Source organism: Niabella sp., assembly GCF_030150205.1.
Classification (GTDB): Bacteria; Bacteroidota; Bacteroidia; order Chitinophagales; family Chitinophagaceae; genus Niabella.
In genome coordinates this window covers 137,386-154,874 of record NZ_JASLGT010000008.1, presented here as the reverse complement: position 1 = coordinate 154,874, position 17,489 = coordinate 137,386, and the positions used below count along the sequence as shown (strand labels likewise).

The window sequence follows — 17,489 nt, the reverse complement described above, 5'->3', positions numbered from 1 at the left end:
GGAACGTTTAAAGTAAAAAACAGTGAGGATAAAGTATGTCATTGTTCTAGCGGAATTTTAAATGTAAATTATACAATTATTTTTGAAAACTCATATAAGTAATTTTGAAAAATAGCGTCTTATAAAAAAATAATCAGGACGTTTAAAAACAGGAGGATGAAAGTTAAAAATCTACTATGTGTACTGGCCGCCGGATGTATGGCTTCTGCAACATACGCCCAGTATCCCAAAATATCACAGGAAGACCAGGCCCGTTCCAAAGCGTTGCTGGATGCCGCGGAGAAACATTCGGATTCTATGTGGGCCATTGCCTATCCGATCATCGATAAAGAAGCAAGAGAAGGGCGGCCTTATATTCCGTGGGCCTCGCGGTACGACGAATTGCCGTATGCGGATATTCCGGCATTCCCCGGTGCAGAAGGTGGTGGCAAATTCGTACGGGGTGGTCGCGGTGGAAGAGTCATCGTGGTTACGAATCTGAACGATGACGGGCCCGGCAGTTTCCGTTGGGCCTGTGAGCAGGGAGGAGCACGAGTGGTGGTATTCAATGTAGCCGGTATCATTCGGCTGAAGTCTCCCGTTATTGTAAGAGCTCCATATATTACGATCGCGGGTCAAACGGCGCCTGGTGATGGTGTTTGTATTGCCGGCGAAACCGTATGGATCAACACCCATGATGTAATCATCCGTTATATGCGCTTCCGCAGAGGCGAAACCTGGGTAGGCAGAAGGGATGACGCTATTGGCGGTAACCCGGTTGGAAATATTATGATCGATCATGTATCTGCTACCTGGGGACTGGATGAAAATATGAGCATGTACCGGCATATGTATAACGACAGTACCGGGAAGATTGAAGATAAATTCGGAACGGTGAATATCACCATCCAGAATTCCATCTTTGGAGAATCGCTGGATACCTGGAACCATGCGTTCGGTAGCACACTGGGAGGAGAAAACTGCAGTTTTATGCGAAACCTCTGGGCCGATAATACCGGGCGTAATCCTTCCGTGGGCTGGAATGGAGTATTCAATTTTGTAAACAATGTAGTATTCAACTGGGTGCATCGCTCCATCGATGGAGGCGATTACCGGGCGCAGTTCAATATTATCAATAACTACTTTAAACCGGGGCCTGCCACTCCGAAGGATAATAATGTGGGCCACCGGATCTTAAAACCCGAAAGCGGTCGCAGCAAATTGAAGTATAAAGTATATGGCCGTGCCTATGTGAACGGGAATGTGATGGAAGGATATCCGGAAGTGACCAAAGATAACTGGAACGGTGGCGTTCAGGTGGAAGAAGAGAAAGATGCGGGCGCATACACGGATTATATCCGCCAGTCAAAGCCGCTCATCATGCCGGCATTAACGATTCTTAATGCAGCGACTGCCAAAAATTTTGTACTTGCAAATGCGGGGGCAACATTACCGAAGCGAGATGCTGTGGATACGCGGATCGTAAAGCAAGTAGAAACCGGGAAAATCAACAATGTGCCTGCTTGCTCGCTGCCGAAGACCCAATTCGAACACAGGCGGCTTCCCATCGACTCCTATAAGATCGGTATCATTACCGATCCCTGCCAGACCGGTGGCTATCCGGATTATAAAGGATCACCTTATAAGGATTCAGATAATGATGGCATGCCGGATGATTATGAAAGAAAGGTAGGGCTAAATCCCAATAATGCATCCGATGCGCGGCTTATTGCAAAGAATGGGTATAGTAATATTGAGAATTACCTGAACAGTGTTATAAATGTAAAAAATGTAGTACCCTCAAAGTAATAATTATTGGATGGAGTGATTATTGTGAGAGGCAAAAAAAGCGCTGATGAACGGATAGGAAGAATGTGCAGGAAGAAGACTTGCGGTCATCATTTGTGTCTGCACAAACCATCCATAAAAAGGAATGATTACATGCAAAAAAAGTGGATCTATATTTTAGGTTTTATAAGTGTTTTTGGTCTTCAAGAGCAGGCAGTGGCTCAATATCCCGTTATTCCTAAATCCCTGGAAGATTCTGCAGATGCTGTTATGGCGGATTACCGGAAATTATCCGATGCTGCCTGGGAAAAAGCATTACCGGCAGTTGAAGCCGAAGCAAAGAGTGGCAAGCCCTTTGTACCCTGGGCTTCTAAGCCTTCCGATCTGATAAAAGTTGCACTTCCCTCATTTCCGGGCGCTGAGGGAGGTGGAGCCTATACACCGGGCGGACGTGGCGGAAAAGTATTTGTGGTGACGAATTTGAACGATAGCGGGCCCGGCAGTTTTCGCTGGGCTTGCGAGCAGGGCGGTGCCCGAATCATCGTGTTTAATATAGCCGGAATCATCCGGTTAAAAAGTCCGGTTAGCATCCGCGCACCGTATGTGACCATTATGGGGCAGAGTGCTCCGGGAGATGGTGTTTGTATTGCCGGAGAATCCGTGCTTATTGACACGCATGATGTCATTATCCGTTTTATGCGTTTCCGGCGCGGTGCCACGGAAGTAACCCGCCGCGATGACGGACTGGGCGGCAATCCCGTAGGCAATATCATGATCGACCATGTGTCTGCGAGTTGGGGACTGGATGAAAATATGAGCATCTATCGCCATGTGTATGACCGTAAGGCCGATGGTAAAGGAGAGAAGTTGCCTACGGTAAATGTGACCATCCAAAATTCTATTTTTTCAGAGGCATTAGATACATATAACCATGCTTTTGGCAGCACTATTGGCGGGCACAACAGCACGTTCATGCGGAATCTTTGGGCAAACAATATTGCCCGGAATCCTTCAGTAGGGATGGACGGCGATTTTGGATTTGTGAACAACGTGATCTTTAACTGGTGGAACCGGAGTGCCGATGGCGGCGATGACCGTTCGCTGTTCAACTTTATCAACAATTACTACAAACCTGGCCCCATCACGCCTAAAGACCAACCCATCGCTTACCGTATATTAAAGCCGGAATCCAGTCGTAAATATAAAGACAGCCTGATATTTGGAAAAGCATATGTGCATGGCAACATTGTGGAAGGCAATGAAAAAGTTACAAGAGATAACTGGGCGGGTGGTGTGCAGATCGAGGACCGGCGCGATGCCGATAAGTACCTGCAGGAGATACGGGTTAACCAGCCGTTTCCCATTGCTGCATTCCCGGTATTGTCTGCTGCAGACACATACACTTATGTACTGCAAAATGCAGGAGCGTTACTGCCGGTAAGAGATGCGGTAGACAAGCGGATCGTGAAAGATGTACGTACGGGAACGATTACGTATAGCCCGGATGCTCATACAGCGCCGGTATCAAAGTACCTGAAGCGCCGGCTTCCGGCCGATTCTTATAAGAACGGTATTATTTCCGATATCGCCCAGGTAGGCGGTTATCCCGAATATAAAGGCTCGCCTTATAAGGATTCGGATAATGATGGCATACCGGATGCTGTTGAAAAGAAGATGGGACTGAACCCCAATAAGGCATCCGATGCTGCCGCCATTGCTAAAAACGGCTACAGCAATATCGAAAATTATCTGAATGGGCTGGTTGCATTGAAGACCGTAACGCCAGAGAACGGGAAGCCCTTGTCGTCGTTTAAATAGACGCCTGGGTATAAATCAGCAACAACGGGACTTGTAACGATTATAAGCTGATGGCTGAAAACTGATGACTGATAACTCAAATCTCAGATCTCAATCCTGGATTCTCAATTCAACCGATTAGCTTTGTAGAAGCGCAGTAAATTTGCAATAATGAAGTTTTTCCTTTCTCTTTTATTGAGTTTTGTGTTTGTTGCAGTAAGCGGACAAAATCCAAAGCCGCCCAAACCTATATTATCCGTTTCCGTTGAAAAAGGACAGCTCATTTATAATGCAGATTCCATAACGGGGGACCGTATCCCGGATTATTCTTATTGTGGTTACAAGGCATCCGAAGCAGCGATACCATTGGTGCCGGTAAAGGCCATAGTACCTGTTAAGGCTGGAGACGCCACCGCGCGCATCCAGGCTGCCATTGATTATATAGCTGCGCTTCGCCCGGATAAAGATGGATTCCGTGGCGCAGTATTACTTCAAAAAGGAACTTATACGATAACGGGCCAGCTGATCATTCGTCAATCAGGTATTGTATTGCGGGGTGTTGGTGCTGCCGGTGAAACGGTGTTGTTGGGAGACGGGGCTAATCGCGACGCGCTGATACGGGTGGTGGGCAAAAATGATAAAACGGTTGTTGGTGCTAAAGCGGAAATTGCACAGGACTATGTACCGGTAAACGCCACTGCATTAGCAGTTGCCAATGGAAACAGTTTTAAACCCGGCGATCAGGTGGAGATCCGGCGCCCTTCCACCGCAGAGTGGATCGATGTGCTGGGTACCCGCAGCTTTGGTGGGGGGCTGTCGGCCCTGGGCTGGAAGCCTGGCGATGCCGACCTGGTTTTTGAACGGACTATTACTTCTACAAAAGGAAATACGCTCACGATCGACGTACCACTCACGAATGCACTCCATAAAAAATACGGTGCCGGCACAATAACCGCTTTTTCATGGCCCGGAAGAATCGATCAGATTGGCATAGAGAACCTGTCGCTGGTTTCTGTATTTGATGCAAAGGATCCGAAAGATGAAGACCACCGTTGGATGGCTATTACGATGGAAAATGTGGAAGATGCCTGGGTACGCCAGGTGTCGTTTAAACATTTTGCAGGATCCGCGGTACACCTGCTGGAATCGGCCAGACGTGTTACGGTGGAGGATTGCATTTCCACAGAACCGGTTTCAGAAATCGGCGGGCAACGGCGCTACACCTTCTTCACACGCGGTCAGCAAACCCTGTTCCAGCGCTGTTATGCAGCCAATGGGTATCATGATTTTTCGGTAGGACATACGGCAGCAGGCCCCAATGCTTTTGTGCAGTGCGTTTCGGAGCGACCCTATAATTTTTCCGGGGCTATCGACAAATGGGCTTCCGGTGTTTTATTTGATATTGTTTTTGTAGATGGAAATGCCATTCGTTTTGGTAACCGGGGCCAGGATGGTCAGGGTGCCGGATGGGCCGCAGCCAATTGTTTATTATGGAATTGTTCAGCCGCGCGTATTGACTGCTACAAACCTCCCACAGCGCAAAACTGGGCATTCGGTTCCTGGAGTCAGTTTTCGGGTGATGGCTATTGGGGCGAATCAAATAATCATCTCACACCAAGAAGTTTTTACTATACACAATTACAGGAGCGATTGGGGAAAACCAGCCCGCAGCAATCTTTTATTTTAGAGATCGGTACCGAGGCCTCCAGCAGTCCGTCGGTTGATGTGGCACAGGAGCTTACAAAAGAGGCCATACAACCCAAGCTACAACTAATCGACTGGATAAAGGAGGCATCAAAGCACAATCTGATCGCCGTAGATGGAAAAGGTGCGAAGATCATCGACAAAGCTTCAACGGGAGGATGGACGCCGCTGCCTCCGGCTGTTCAGGCAAAGAATGGCTGGCTGGTGGGAGTGTCTGGTAATATACTTACAGGAGTTGTACAGGAAGTACCCTGGTGGAATGGAGGGGTGGAAGGTAACGACCTGGAGCAGGCTGCAAAAAAGATGGCGCTCACCCGTTTTGTACCGGGGCGCGTAGGGCCGGGTCTTACGGATGATCTCAACGATGTGGTAGATTCGATGAAAGCCAATAATATTGTGGGCTTGAATCAGCACTATGGCTTGTGGTACGAGCGGCGCAGGGATGACCATGAGCGTATCCGGAGGATGGATGGCGAAGTATGGCCACCGTTTTATGAGCTGCCATTTAAAAGAAGCGGCATTGATACCGCATGGGACGGTTTGAGTAAATACGATCTTACAAAATACAATTCCTGGTACTGGAACCGGTTAAGTGAATTTGCAGTATTGGCGGGGTTAAACGGATTGGTGTTGATCCATCAGAATTACTTTCAACATAATATTATTGAAGCGGGTGCGCACTATGCCGATTTTCCCTGGCGTACAGCCAATAACATCAATAATACGGGCTTTAATGAACCCGTAAATTTTGCAGGAGACAAACGTATTTTTTATGCGGAACAATTTTATGATCTGTCAAACCCCGTACGAAGGGAACTACACAAACGCTACATACAGCAATGCTTCCGGAATTTTGCAGATAACGCCAATGTGATACAGTTTATCGGGGAGGAATTTACAGGACCGTTGCATTTTGTGAAATTCTGGTTGGACTGTATTAAAGAAATGCCGGACAAAAAGTTTAATCAGAACAAAATTGGTCTTAGTGTAACCAAAGATGTGCAGGATGCTATTCTTGCCGATCCGGCCTATGCGCCGGTAGTAAACGTGATCGATATAAAATACTGGCATTATCAGGCTGATGGCTCCCTGTATGCACCGGAGGGAGGGAAGAACCTGGCACCGCGCCAATGGGCACGGTTACTAAAACCAAAAGCCAGTTCTTTTGAACAGGTGTACCGTGCGGTGAACGAATACCGGTTGAGATATCCGGATAAGGTTGTTATGTACTCAGCGGATGGGGCGGATAAATTCGGATGGGCGGTGTTGATGGCTGGTGGTTCGCTTCCGGTACTTCCCGCTACGGTCGATAAGGAACTACTGAAAGCTGCTGCAGAGATGCGCCCGGCTACTTCAGACGGAATCGTGTTGCAGGGCGCAAGGGGTATGATCGCTTACGCTTTACAAGGCAACAAAGTTCAGGTAGATCTAAAAGCCTTCACCGGAAAAGTAAAATTGCATTATATCAGTGCAAAGACCGGAAAAATCATAAAGACGGAGTTTATTACTTCCACCGGTGCAGCTAAAGCGGTTGATCTTCCGCAGGACGCTGCGCTGCTGTGGATCAGTAAATGATCCGGATAAAGCAGATATTGCAGGAGTCGAGGTTATCTATCATTTGTGCAACTGGGCGACTGGAGGAACATGGAGATACCCGCTATATAAGTATGTTTAACCTGGTAAGGCCATAAGCCTGGCTCTTCTTACAACTCCGGAATTTATTCCGGAGGCAGAATATACTACCTGAGTGCGGGAGTGCCATAAGTACGGCGCATATATGCATCGATGTGTCCACCAGTCTCGCCGTCCCCGATGCTAATACGGGTAATAAGCGAATTGCGGTGAGCGGAGATTCGAACTCCCGCTGGGAGTTAAAAGTATAAGATAGATAGATAAGCAGCTGTTTTCTTTGATGGAATATCTTTCTAAACTACTGGAAATATTTACCGGCTATCCGCTTTTTTCCACTATCCGTTCTATCTTTAGTCGATAGCTGTTAAGATCATAAATGCTTGTCTTTTTTGATTAGAATTTTTAACAGTTGGTATCATCGAACGCCTTGTTGTTATGAGCAGACTATTATACATTTTCGTTTTTCTTTGTATCGGATGGCTTCTCCCGGTTGGGGTTCATGCACAGAAGTTACAGCCGTTAAAAATCTCCCGGAATAAACGTTTTTTTCAGACCGCAGATGGTAAGCCCTTCTTCTGGTTGGGAGATACCGGGTGGTTATTATTTGTACGGTTAACAAGGGAAGAAGCAATCGCTTACCTGGATGCCCGGAAACAGCAGGGTTTTAATGCGATCCAGGTAATGGTACTGCATGACGTAAAAAATGCCCGGAATGTGTACGGTGATTATGCAATTGAAGGCGGGGATGTATCCAAACCTGTTATAACACCCGGAGCAGATCCGGCCGACTCTGTGGCCTATGATTTCTGGGATCATGCAGACTTTGTGATCCGCGAAGCGGCAAAGCGTGGGTTGTATATGGCATTGGTTCCTGTTTGGGGCAGCAACGTAAAAGAAGGGCGGGTTACGGCTACGCAGGCATCCGTATTTGCCAAATTCCTTGCTGAGCGGTATAAGGACCAATCCAATATTATCTGGATGAACGGAGGGGATATAAAAGGTACCGATGGTCTGGATGTTTGGAATAGGATCGGGTCTACTATAAAACAATATGATCCCGGTCACCTGATGACCTTTCATCCCCGCGGCCGCTATTCCTCTTCCGATTGGTTTCACCACGCAGCCTGGCTCGACTTCAATATGTTTCAAAGCGGCCACCGCACTTATGCGCAGGATACCAGTATCAGCGAGAAGAACCATTTCGGAGAAGATAACTGGAAGTATATTAATGTGGATTATCAGCTAAAGCCGGCAAAACCCACACTCGATGGAGAGCCTTCGTATGAAAATATTCCGCATGGCTTGCATGACAGTCTGCAACCCAGATGGAATGCTACCGATCTGAGAAGATATGCCTATTGGAGCGTGTTTGCCGGTGGCGCGGGCTTTACCTATGGCGAGAATGCGGTAATGCAGTTCAATGCAAAAGGATTTAAAGGTGCAAACTACGGAGTAACGCAGAACTGGAAGCAGGCTGTTCATGCTCCGGGAGCACAGCAGATGCAGTTTATTAAGGAACTGCTATTGTCATATGATTATAACAGTCGTGTTCCGGCGCAGGAAATTCTTGTTGACAATAGGGGTACGCGTTATGATTATCTCCTGGCAACAAAAGGACGGGGATACGCGATGGTTTATACATACAGCGGCAAACCTTTTAAGGTAGATCTTTCGCGGCTGGGTTTTAAACCGGCAAAGGCAAAATGGTTTTACCCGGCAACGGGTAAGTTTGTGACTGTTAAGTTAACGCAGTCTGCCGGCATTATTACATTTAACCCGCCAAATGCAATGATTGATGCAGAAGGTAAAGATCGGGTACTGGTGTTGGAGGAATAACGGCAGCGCATTCGCCACCTTGAGCGCCTCCCGGCGAAAGCCGGGAGGAGTCGAAAGGTCGTTCCGGGTTAAGGAGATGCCTCTGCTGCGTTCCGTATGACGATCAGAAATCGCGTAAATATGTAAGCGGAAGTGCGAATACTAAAAAGTATAAACTTGAAAAGATTTTTAATCATACTTATTACAATCATCGCTATCAGCTCCTGTTCCAACCGGGCCTACCTCTTCACATCTTTCCATGAACCCGCGAATGCCGGACTGCGTATGTTGTACAGTTACGACGGCTATCACTGGACCGATTTTGATACGGTCTTCCTGAAGCCCGTAGTGGGGCAGCAAAAAGTAATGCGCGACCCTTCAATGGCGCAGGGACCGGATGGTATATTTCATTTGGTATGGACCAGCAGTTGGCGGGGTGATAAAGGGTTCGGATATGCTTCATCGAAAGACCTTATTCACTGGAGTGAACAGCGAATGATCCCGGTAATGAAACAGGAGCCAACAACTGTAAACGTATGGGCTCCGGAGCTGTTCTATGACGATGCCGCAAAAGATTATAAGATCATCTGGGCCAGTACCATTCCCGGCCGTTTTGAACGAGGCGCAGAAGAAGACAATAACAATCACCGGATGTATATGACCACCACAAAGGATTTTAAGACGTTTACATCCGCGAAATTATTCCTCGATCCGGGTTTTAGCGTGATCGATGCGGTGATCGTAAAGAAACAAAAAGAGGATTATATACTGGTATTAAAAGACAATACCAGACCGGAACGGAATCTGAAAGTGGCTTTTTCAAATAATGCGGCAGGCCCCTGGAAGAATGTATCAACGCCGTTCTCTGATAATTTTACTGAAGGCCCTTCCGTGGTAAGGGTAAAGGACCGGTGGCTGATCTATTATGATTCGTACCGGAAAAAGATCTACGAGGTAATGGCAACAAAAGACTTTCAGCACTTTAAAGATGTTACCAATCAGGTTACGGTGCCAGAGGGACATAAACATGGTACGATCGTGCCGGTAAAGAAAAAACTGGTGCGGCAATTGGTTAAACGGTTTAAAAAAAATAGCCCCGGATTTTAATCCGGGGAAACAATATGCAATTGAAATATTATATAACGGCATTTTTAATTTTAACCGGGCTCATCCTGCACGCGCAGCAGGACACCGTTCGCTATAGCGGTGAAACCTTATCCAATGTGGATTATCACCATGGACAGCTGACGCTGGCAGTGGGTGTGCACAATATACAGGTATTCCGTGCCAACCGCGAGCACCCGGAATGGGCGGGTGGGATGAACTGGACCTATAACCACCAGCCCATGCTGGTATACTGGAACAATAGCTTTTATCTTCATTTCTTAAGCGACCCCGTGGGCGAGCATGTGGCTCCGGGAGCTACCTTCCTGGTAACCTCTAAAGACGGATACCAGTGGTCGAAACCTGTAGCCATTTTTCCGGAGTACAAATTGCCGGATGGATTTACAAAAGAGGGGCGTACAGAAGTAACGCACAATAGTTTTGCCGTCATGCACCAGCGGGTCGGTTTTTATGTATCCAGGGAAAAGCGCTTGTTTGCACTGGGCTTTTATGGGATTGCGCTGGGACCAAAAGATGATCCCAATGATGGGAATGGGGTTGGACGGGTGATTCGCGAGATAAAAAAGGACGGCAGTTTTGGTCCCATTTATTTTTTGAGATACAACCACCGCTTCAGCGAAAAAAACACCAACTTCCCGTTTTATAAAAAGGCAAAGGATAAGGGGCTGATAGCGGCCAGCGAAGAGATACTGGCTACGCCCTTGCTGATGCAGCAGATGGTGGAAGAAGCAGACCGGAACGATCCGCTGATCCCGTTGAAAAAAGACTACAAAGCATTTAACTATTACCACCTACCGGATGGGCATGTGGTGGGATTTTGGAAATATGCCTTAACCAGTATCAGCAATAATGAAGGCAAAACCTGGGAGTATATGCCTACGCGTGCACCTGGATTTGTCAATGCCAATGCAAAGATATGGGGACAAAGAACGGGAGATGGTAAATACCTGACCGTATATAACCCATCGGAATTCCGCTGGCCCCTGGCGTTATCGGTGAGCGATGATGGACTGCATTATAAGAACCTGTTGCTGGTAAATGGAGAAATTACAGCGCTTCGTTATGGAGGCGCCTATAAAAGCTATGGCCCGCAATATGTGCGGGGCGTACAGGAACTGAATGGCAAAGCCCCGGGTAATGATGTATGGGTGGGATACAGCATGAATAAAGAAGATATCTGGGTGGCAAAGATCCCGGTTCCGGTAACGGGTACAGTGACGGCCGACATAGCCGATGATTTTGATGAGTTGAAGCCGGGAGAAGAATTGAAGTACTGGAATGTATACAGTCCGCTATGGGCGCCGGTTGCCATCGAAAAGCAGGATGGCAAAAAGATATTGTCGCTTACGGATTACGACCCTTTCGATTTTGCAAAGGCAGAGCGGGTGGTGCCGGCGGCTGCAAAAATGAAGCTGGAATTTAGTGTAACGCCGGAACAGGCAACAAACGGCCGGCTGGATATTGAATTACAGGATACAAAAAATACAGCTTGCATGCGCATCTCCTTTGATTCCACGGGTGCCATCATCACCAAAGCCGGCTACAGGGACCGGGTGCTTTCAAAATATGAAGCAGGTAAAATATATAATTTTGTAGTTGAACTGGATGCGGAAAAACGGTTTTATACCGTGTCGATCAACGGTGGTAAGCCGGTCAATGGGATTTTCTTTGCCCCGGTACATAAGGTTCATCACGTAACCTTCAGAACGGGACCGGTGCGCCGGTTTCCTGATGCGGATACACCTACGGACCAGGACTATGATCTGCCCCGGGCCGGGGAAAAAGATGAAAAAGCTGTTTACCAGGTTGGGTATTTTAGAACAGTAAAGCAATAGCCTGACATGCGTATAAAATTATTCAATACGGTTTTCTTTTTATGGATGGCAACAGCTGTTTCGCAGGCGCAGGTATTGAAGCCTTCTGGCTTTAGACATTACGTGGATCACTTTAATACCATGGAGCAGGAGCCGGTGGTACAGGCTATTTCCAATAAAGAAGCCTGGAACTGGATGCAACAAAATATTCCCTTATTTGAGTGCCCGGATAAAAAAATGGAGGAGATCTATTATTTCCGTTGGTGGACCTTACGCAAACACATCAAGCTAACCCCGCAGGGCTTTGCATTTACCGAATTTTTGATCCAGCGCTCTTATGCGGATAAATACAATCTGATCAGCAGCGCATTGGGGCATCATATTTACGAAGGCCGCTGGCTGCATGATCAGCAATACCTGGATAACGATTTACTGACTTGGTACCGTGGCAATGACGGCAGACCCTTAAAGAAACTACGCTTTTACAGTAGCTGGAACACCGACGCGATATACAACCGGTACCTGGTAAACGGGGATACGGGCTTTGTCAAAAAGATGTTCCCGGATCTGCTGGCCGATTACCAGGAATGGGAAGCCGAAAAAAGATATCCAGGTGGCCTGTTCTGGCAATATGATGTGCGGGATGCCATGGAAGAAACCATCAGCGGCGGACGCAAAGAAAAGAATCCGCGTCCGTCCATTAACGGGTATATGTATGGAAATGCAAAAGCCTTATCGCGGATTGCAGCGTTAACCGGTGATAATGCTTTGCGGCAATTGTATGAGGCCAAGGCTGATACCTTAAAAAGACTGGTGCAGCAGGAGTTGTGGAACAGTAAGGATCATTTCTTTGAAGTACGGAAACAGCCGGCAGACACATCAGCCAATGTTATGGAAGAAATCGGGTTTATTCCCTGGTATTTTAATATGCCGGATGCACAATACAACAGGGTCTGGAGCCGGTTAATGGACACGGCACATTTTAATGCACCGGCGGGTATTACCACGGCGGACCGCAGTCACCCGGGGTTCCGTACCCACGGTTGTTGCAAATGTGAATGGGATGGTGCGGTATGGCCCTTTGCAACAGCACAAACATTAACGGCCATGGCCAATCTGCTGAACCACTATCAACAAAAGGTTGTAAGCAAAAAGGATTATTATCAGCAGTTGCGGAAATATGCACTTTCCCAATATGCGAACGGCCGGCCCTATATTGGCGAATACATGGATGAACGAACAGGTAAATGGCTGACCGCAGATGAACGCGGGCGGTATTACAATCATTCCACCTTTAACGACTTGGTGATCACCGGGCTGGCAGGACTACGCCCCCGGGCGGATAACCGGATAGAAGTGAACCCGCTGCTTCCGATGGGGGAATGGGATTGGTTCGCACTGGATAACGTGTTGTATCACGGAAAGATCATTACGATCATCTGGGACAGAACGGGGAAAAAGTATCATAAAGGAAAAGGGTTGTCCGTTTGGGCGGATGGTAAACTGGTGAAGCGGTCAAAACGGCTGATGAAAATTACGGGGCGCTTATAATGAGATATAGACTGGTCATAATAATGATGATGCTTTCGATAAAACTGAATGCGCAATTATCAGTGGCAAAGATCATCGGTAACAATATGGTATTGCAGCAGGGACAGCCGTTACCGGTTTGGGGACAGGCCCGGGCAGGAACAGCTGTAATTGTCCGGTTTAAAAAGCAGCAGCTAGAAACCCGGACAGATGCATCCGGAAACTGGAAGGTTGTACTAAAACCAGAGCAGGCTTCTTTTGATCCGGCTGTTCTTGAAATACGATCCGGTAAAGAAACCATCACATTGAAAAATATCCTGGTCGGAGAGGTGTGGTTATGTTCCGGTCAGTCGAATATGGAATTTGCCATGCGGAAGATCGGCAAGTTGCAAGCCCCGCCGGATGCACATTGGCCGGTTGATGAATTGGAAACGGCACATAATACCAACATCCGGATCTTTTTAGCAGAACGTAAAAAAATGGCGCCCGATTCAACCCACTCCGGATGGGAGGCTGCGGAAGGGACAGCGCTGCGTGCCTTTTCCGCCGTTGGCTATTTCTTTGCAAAGGGATTGCAGGCGAAGCTGAAAGTACCGGTAGGTGTGATCTCCGCGGCGGTACCCGGTAGCCGGATAGAACCCTGGATGCCACGGGAAGCTTTTACGGCATTAAAGTTTTTCCGGGAACCAAAAGACAGCACGTATAAAATAGATGGCGATCCAGGTAAGTTTTATACCACGATGATTCAGCCATTGATACCGTTTGCCCTGAAAGGGTTTTTATGGTACCAGGGAGAATCCAACTGTTTTTTAAACGAACGGCAGCAATACAGTTATAAGATGGAGGCGCTGATCAACTACTGGCGTAAACAGTGGAACGATGAGCAGTTGCCTTTTTATTATGTGCAGATCGCGCCCTATTATTATTCAAAGGCAACGGACCGGCGTTACACCGTGTACAGCGAACCGGAGTTTTGGGAAGCACAGGCGGCGGTTTTAAAGGTGCCGCATACGGCCATGATCAGCACCCAGGATCTGAATGATGATCCTGCGGATCTGCACCCGGTAAATAAATGGGATCTGGGAAAGCGTTTAGCCGGAACGGCGCTCAGCGCCGCCTATAAGATCGGTCGTGCTCCTCCGATGGGGCCGGTGTTTAGAAAAGCGGTGAGAAAAGCAGCTACATTCATCATTGATTTTGATTATAAAGGAAAAGGTCTAGTGAGCCGGGATGGAAATCCTTTGCAAGGGTTTGAAATAGAAAGCGAAAAAGGAGATTATATAAAAGCGGATGCTATCATTAAAGATGGCAAGGTTCAGGTGCGTGCATCGGGCGTGACGGCGCCACGTGCGGTGCGTTATGCCTGGAGGGAAGATGCCAAACCATCGCTATACAATAAGGATGGTTTGCCGGCATTGCCGTTCCGGACCGCTCCGCGAAACTTATAGCTTCGCGGCATTATACTATCGCTTTAAGCGATAGATTGTTTCTTCGGAACTATGCCGACGACAAAATAAAAAATATGCACAGACTTATTTATATATTTTTCTTATTACTGTTTGTGAGCGCCAATGCCCAGCAAACGGAGGTGAAATATCTTTCTGGCAGGGGAAACGACGATATGGTGCAATGGGATTTTTATTGCACGGGGGGAATGAACGCAAATAAGTGGACCACCATCGGAGTGCCCTCCTGCTGGGAGTTACAGGGCTTTGGAAAATACAACTACGGCTTTGCCAAAGACAGTGCTAAAGGAAAAGAAAAAGGTTTGTACAGACACCGCTTTTCTGTTCCTGCAGATTGGAAAGGCAAAACGGTGAATATTGTTTTTGAGGGTGTGATGACCGATGCCGAAGTAAAAGTAAATGGAAAGATAGCTGGTCCGGTGCACCAGGGGGCATTTTATGCGTTCCGGTATGAGATCAGCCGGTTGTTACAATACGGAAAAGAGAACCTGCTGGAGGTAACGGTGGCCAAACATTCGGCCAATAAATCGGTGAATGCGGCGGAACGCGAAGGTGATTTCTGGATCTTTGGTGGCATCTTCCGCCCGGTATGGCTGGAGGCCTTGCCACCCTTGCATATCAGCAAGGTCGCCATCAATGCGGGAGCGGATGGATCATTTGCTGCTGTTGTAAACACGAATGCTGCTAAACAGGAGCAGGTGAAGGTTGAACTCTTTAACAGCAAAGGTGAAAAACTGTCTGGTAGTATGTCCGGTGTTTTTGACCGGCAAAAGGGTTCCTTTTTTGAAAAGAGTGCCTTGAACGATATCCGACCCTGGACACCGGAAGCCCCCGAATTGTACACCGCTGTTTTTACTTTGTATAAAAACAATAAACCGGTTCACCGTGTATCGCAAAAATTTGGTTTCCGCACCGTGGAGCTCCGGAAGCGTGATGGCATCTATGTGAACGGGGTAAAGGTAAAGTTCAAAGGGATCAACCGGCATTCCTTCCGACCGGAGACGGGTCGTACACTAAGTAAACAGAATAGTATTGAGGATGTGCTATTGATAAAGGATATGAACATGAACGCGGTGCGGATGAGTCATTACCCGCCGGATGATCATTTCCTGGAGGTTTGCGATTCGCTGGGCTTGTTTGTGATGGACGAACTGGCGGGCTGGCATGGGCATTATGATACACCCACCGGCACGAAACTGTTAAAGGAGATGATCGATCACGATGTGAATCATCCTTCGATCGTGTTATGGTCGAACGGGAATGAGGGCGGACATAATGTTGACCTGGATTCCCTGTTTACAAAATTTGATCTACAGCAACGTCCGGTGGTGCATCCCTGGCAATTGTTTAACGGAATCGAGACCCAGCATTACCGTCAGTATAATTACGGGATCGGTAATTATGATAATGGCCATGACATCGTATTGCCTACTGAGTTCCTGCATGGACAATACGATGGCGGACATGGCGCCGGACTGGAAGACTACTGGGATAAAATGTGGCGGGATCCGCTGCATGCAGGCGGCTTCCTGTGGGATTTTGCCGACCAGGCCGTGGTACGGAAGGATCTGAATGATTCGCTGGATACGGATAAGCACCGGGGCGCGGATGGTATTGTAGGACCGCATCATGAAAAGGAGGGCAGCTTTTACGCCGTGAAGCAGATCTGGAGCCCGGTGAATGTTGAACGAAGGGAGATGACGCCTGAGTTTGATGGTAAGTTAAATATAGAGAACCGCTACCTGTATACCAACCTAAATCAATGTAGTTTTAGCTGGGAATTAAAGCGGTTGAGTCTGGATACCGCAGCCGATAAAAAAGGAACCGCTGCGGTGCCATCGGTGGTACCTGGTGGTAAAGGTGTGCTGGATCTGCAGTTGCCTGATGACTGGAAAACCTACGATGTATTGTATGTGACGGTCAAAAATAAAAATCATATGGAACTCTTTACCTGGAGCTTCCCGATCAGTCTGCCGGATAAGAAGGCAATGGAAATTGTGAAGAAAGATGGAGAAGGATCGGTGCAACTGGTTACCGCAGATTCCATTTATAAAATCCGCGTAAGTGATGTGCAGATCAGCATCAATAAAAATACCGGCCTGCTGGTGTCGGTAGAAAATGCAAAAGGGCGGATATCGCTTGCAAATGGTCCCCGCATCCAGGAAGGTGTAACCAATTTTAGGAATTTCTCCCATCGCTTTGAAGGGAAGCAGCTCATCATTGAGTCGGCATTTGATAAAAAAGAAAGTTTCAATACCCTGCAATGGACCATTTATCCCAGCGGATGGATCAAAATGGAGGTGCATTATTTTCCGCTTGCGTTGCACACGAATATGCTGGGCGTTAATTTTGATTATCCCGAATCGGATATGCGTTCTGTAACCTATATGGGCAATGGTCCTTACCGGATATGGAAGAACCGGATGAAAGGTTCCTCCTTTGGCGTGTGGCACAAGCAATACAACAATACGGAGACAGGCGAACAGTGGGTATACCCGGAATTTAAGGGATATTATTCTAATTTTTACGGCGGCTATTTCGACGGGAAAGATCAGCGGTTCACTGTAGCAACAGAAACGGAAGATCTGTTTTTGCGGTTGTTTTCCGCCGCGCCTAAAACGGATCCCTGGCATAATTATGAACCGCTTTTCCCGGAGGGGAATATTTCCTTTATGCAGGCCATTCCTTCCATCGGCAATAAAACGCAAACCAGCGAAACCACCGGTCCGATGGGACAGAAGAATATTTTTTATGATTACGAAAAAGATCCCGGCAGAGCGTTGAAAATGATCCTGTGGTTTGATTTTTCTGCAAGCACAACAAAACAATGAGCAGGTGG

The 17,489-nt window shown here is 47.5% G+C and carries 9 protein-coding genes; all 9 read left to right on the top strand.

The genetic code is table 11. The features are described 5' to 3' along the window. Positions 1-156: 156 nt before the first annotated feature. The 9 genes from Q1V85_RS05405 to Q1V85_RS05365 all read left to right on the top strand — a co-directional run bounded on the left by Q1V85_RS05405 (position 157) and on the right by Q1V85_RS05365 (position 17,481). Positions 157-1,788: a polysaccharide lyase gene (locus tag Q1V85_RS05405; RefSeq protein WP_300598225.1), complete on the top strand. Its 1,632-nt coding sequence runs from the start codon at positions 157-159 to the stop codon at positions 1,786-1,788. A 132-nt stretch (positions 1,789-1,920) separates the two neighbouring features. Further along, on the top strand, positions 1,921-3,585 hold the full coding sequence (locus Q1V85_RS05400; protein ID WP_300598223.1) for a polysaccharide lyase: 1,665 nt from the start codon (positions 1,921-1,923) through the stop codon (positions 3,583-3,585). A 150-nt stretch (positions 3,586-3,735) separates the two neighbouring features. Beyond that, positions 3,736-6,843 carry a DUF6298 domain-containing protein gene (locus Q1V85_RS05395; RefSeq protein ID WP_300598221.1) on the top strand — a complete coding sequence of 1,036 codons (3,108 nt, stop codon included), beginning with the start codon at positions 3,736-3,738 and terminating at the stop codon, positions 6,841-6,843. A 492-nt stretch (positions 6,844-7,335) separates the two neighbouring features. Further along, entirely contained in the window at positions 7,336-8,736 is a 1,401-nt protein-coding gene (locus tag Q1V85_RS05390) for a glycoside hydrolase family 140 protein (RefSeq protein ID WP_300598219.1), read from the top strand. Between the two features lie 156 nt (positions 8,737-8,892). Further along, positions 8,893-9,822: a glycoside hydrolase family 43 protein gene (locus Q1V85_RS05385; protein WP_300598217.1), complete on the top strand. Its 930-nt coding sequence runs from the start codon at positions 8,893-8,895 to the stop codon at positions 9,820-9,822. Between the two features lie 14 nt (positions 9,823-9,836). Then, entirely contained in the window at positions 9,837-11,675 is a 1,839-nt protein-coding gene (locus Q1V85_RS05380) for a six-hairpin glycosidase (RefSeq protein ID WP_300598215.1), read from the top strand. A gap of 6 nt (positions 11,676-11,681) precedes the next feature. After that, positions 11,682-13,205 carry a glycosyl hydrolase family 65 protein gene (locus Q1V85_RS05375; protein ID WP_300598213.1) on the top strand — a complete coding sequence of 508 codons (1,524 nt, stop codon included), beginning with the start codon at positions 11,682-11,684 and terminating at the stop codon, positions 13,203-13,205. After that, complete coding sequence (locus Q1V85_RS05370; protein ID WP_300598211.1) at positions 13,205-14,632, top strand: sialate O-acetylesterase; 1,428 nt, start codon at positions 13,205-13,207, stop codon at positions 14,630-14,632. Before Q1V85_RS05375 ends, Q1V85_RS05370 begins: the two co-directional genes overlap by 1 nt. A 74-nt stretch (positions 14,633-14,706) precedes the next feature. Then, the gene (locus Q1V85_RS05365) at positions 14,707-17,481 is read left to right on the top strand and encodes a glycoside hydrolase family 2 TIM barrel-domain containing protein (protein WP_300598209.1); all 2,775 of its coding nucleotides are present in this window, start codon (positions 14,707-14,709) and stop codon (positions 17,479-17,481) included. Positions 17,482-17,489 lie beyond the last annotated feature (8 nt).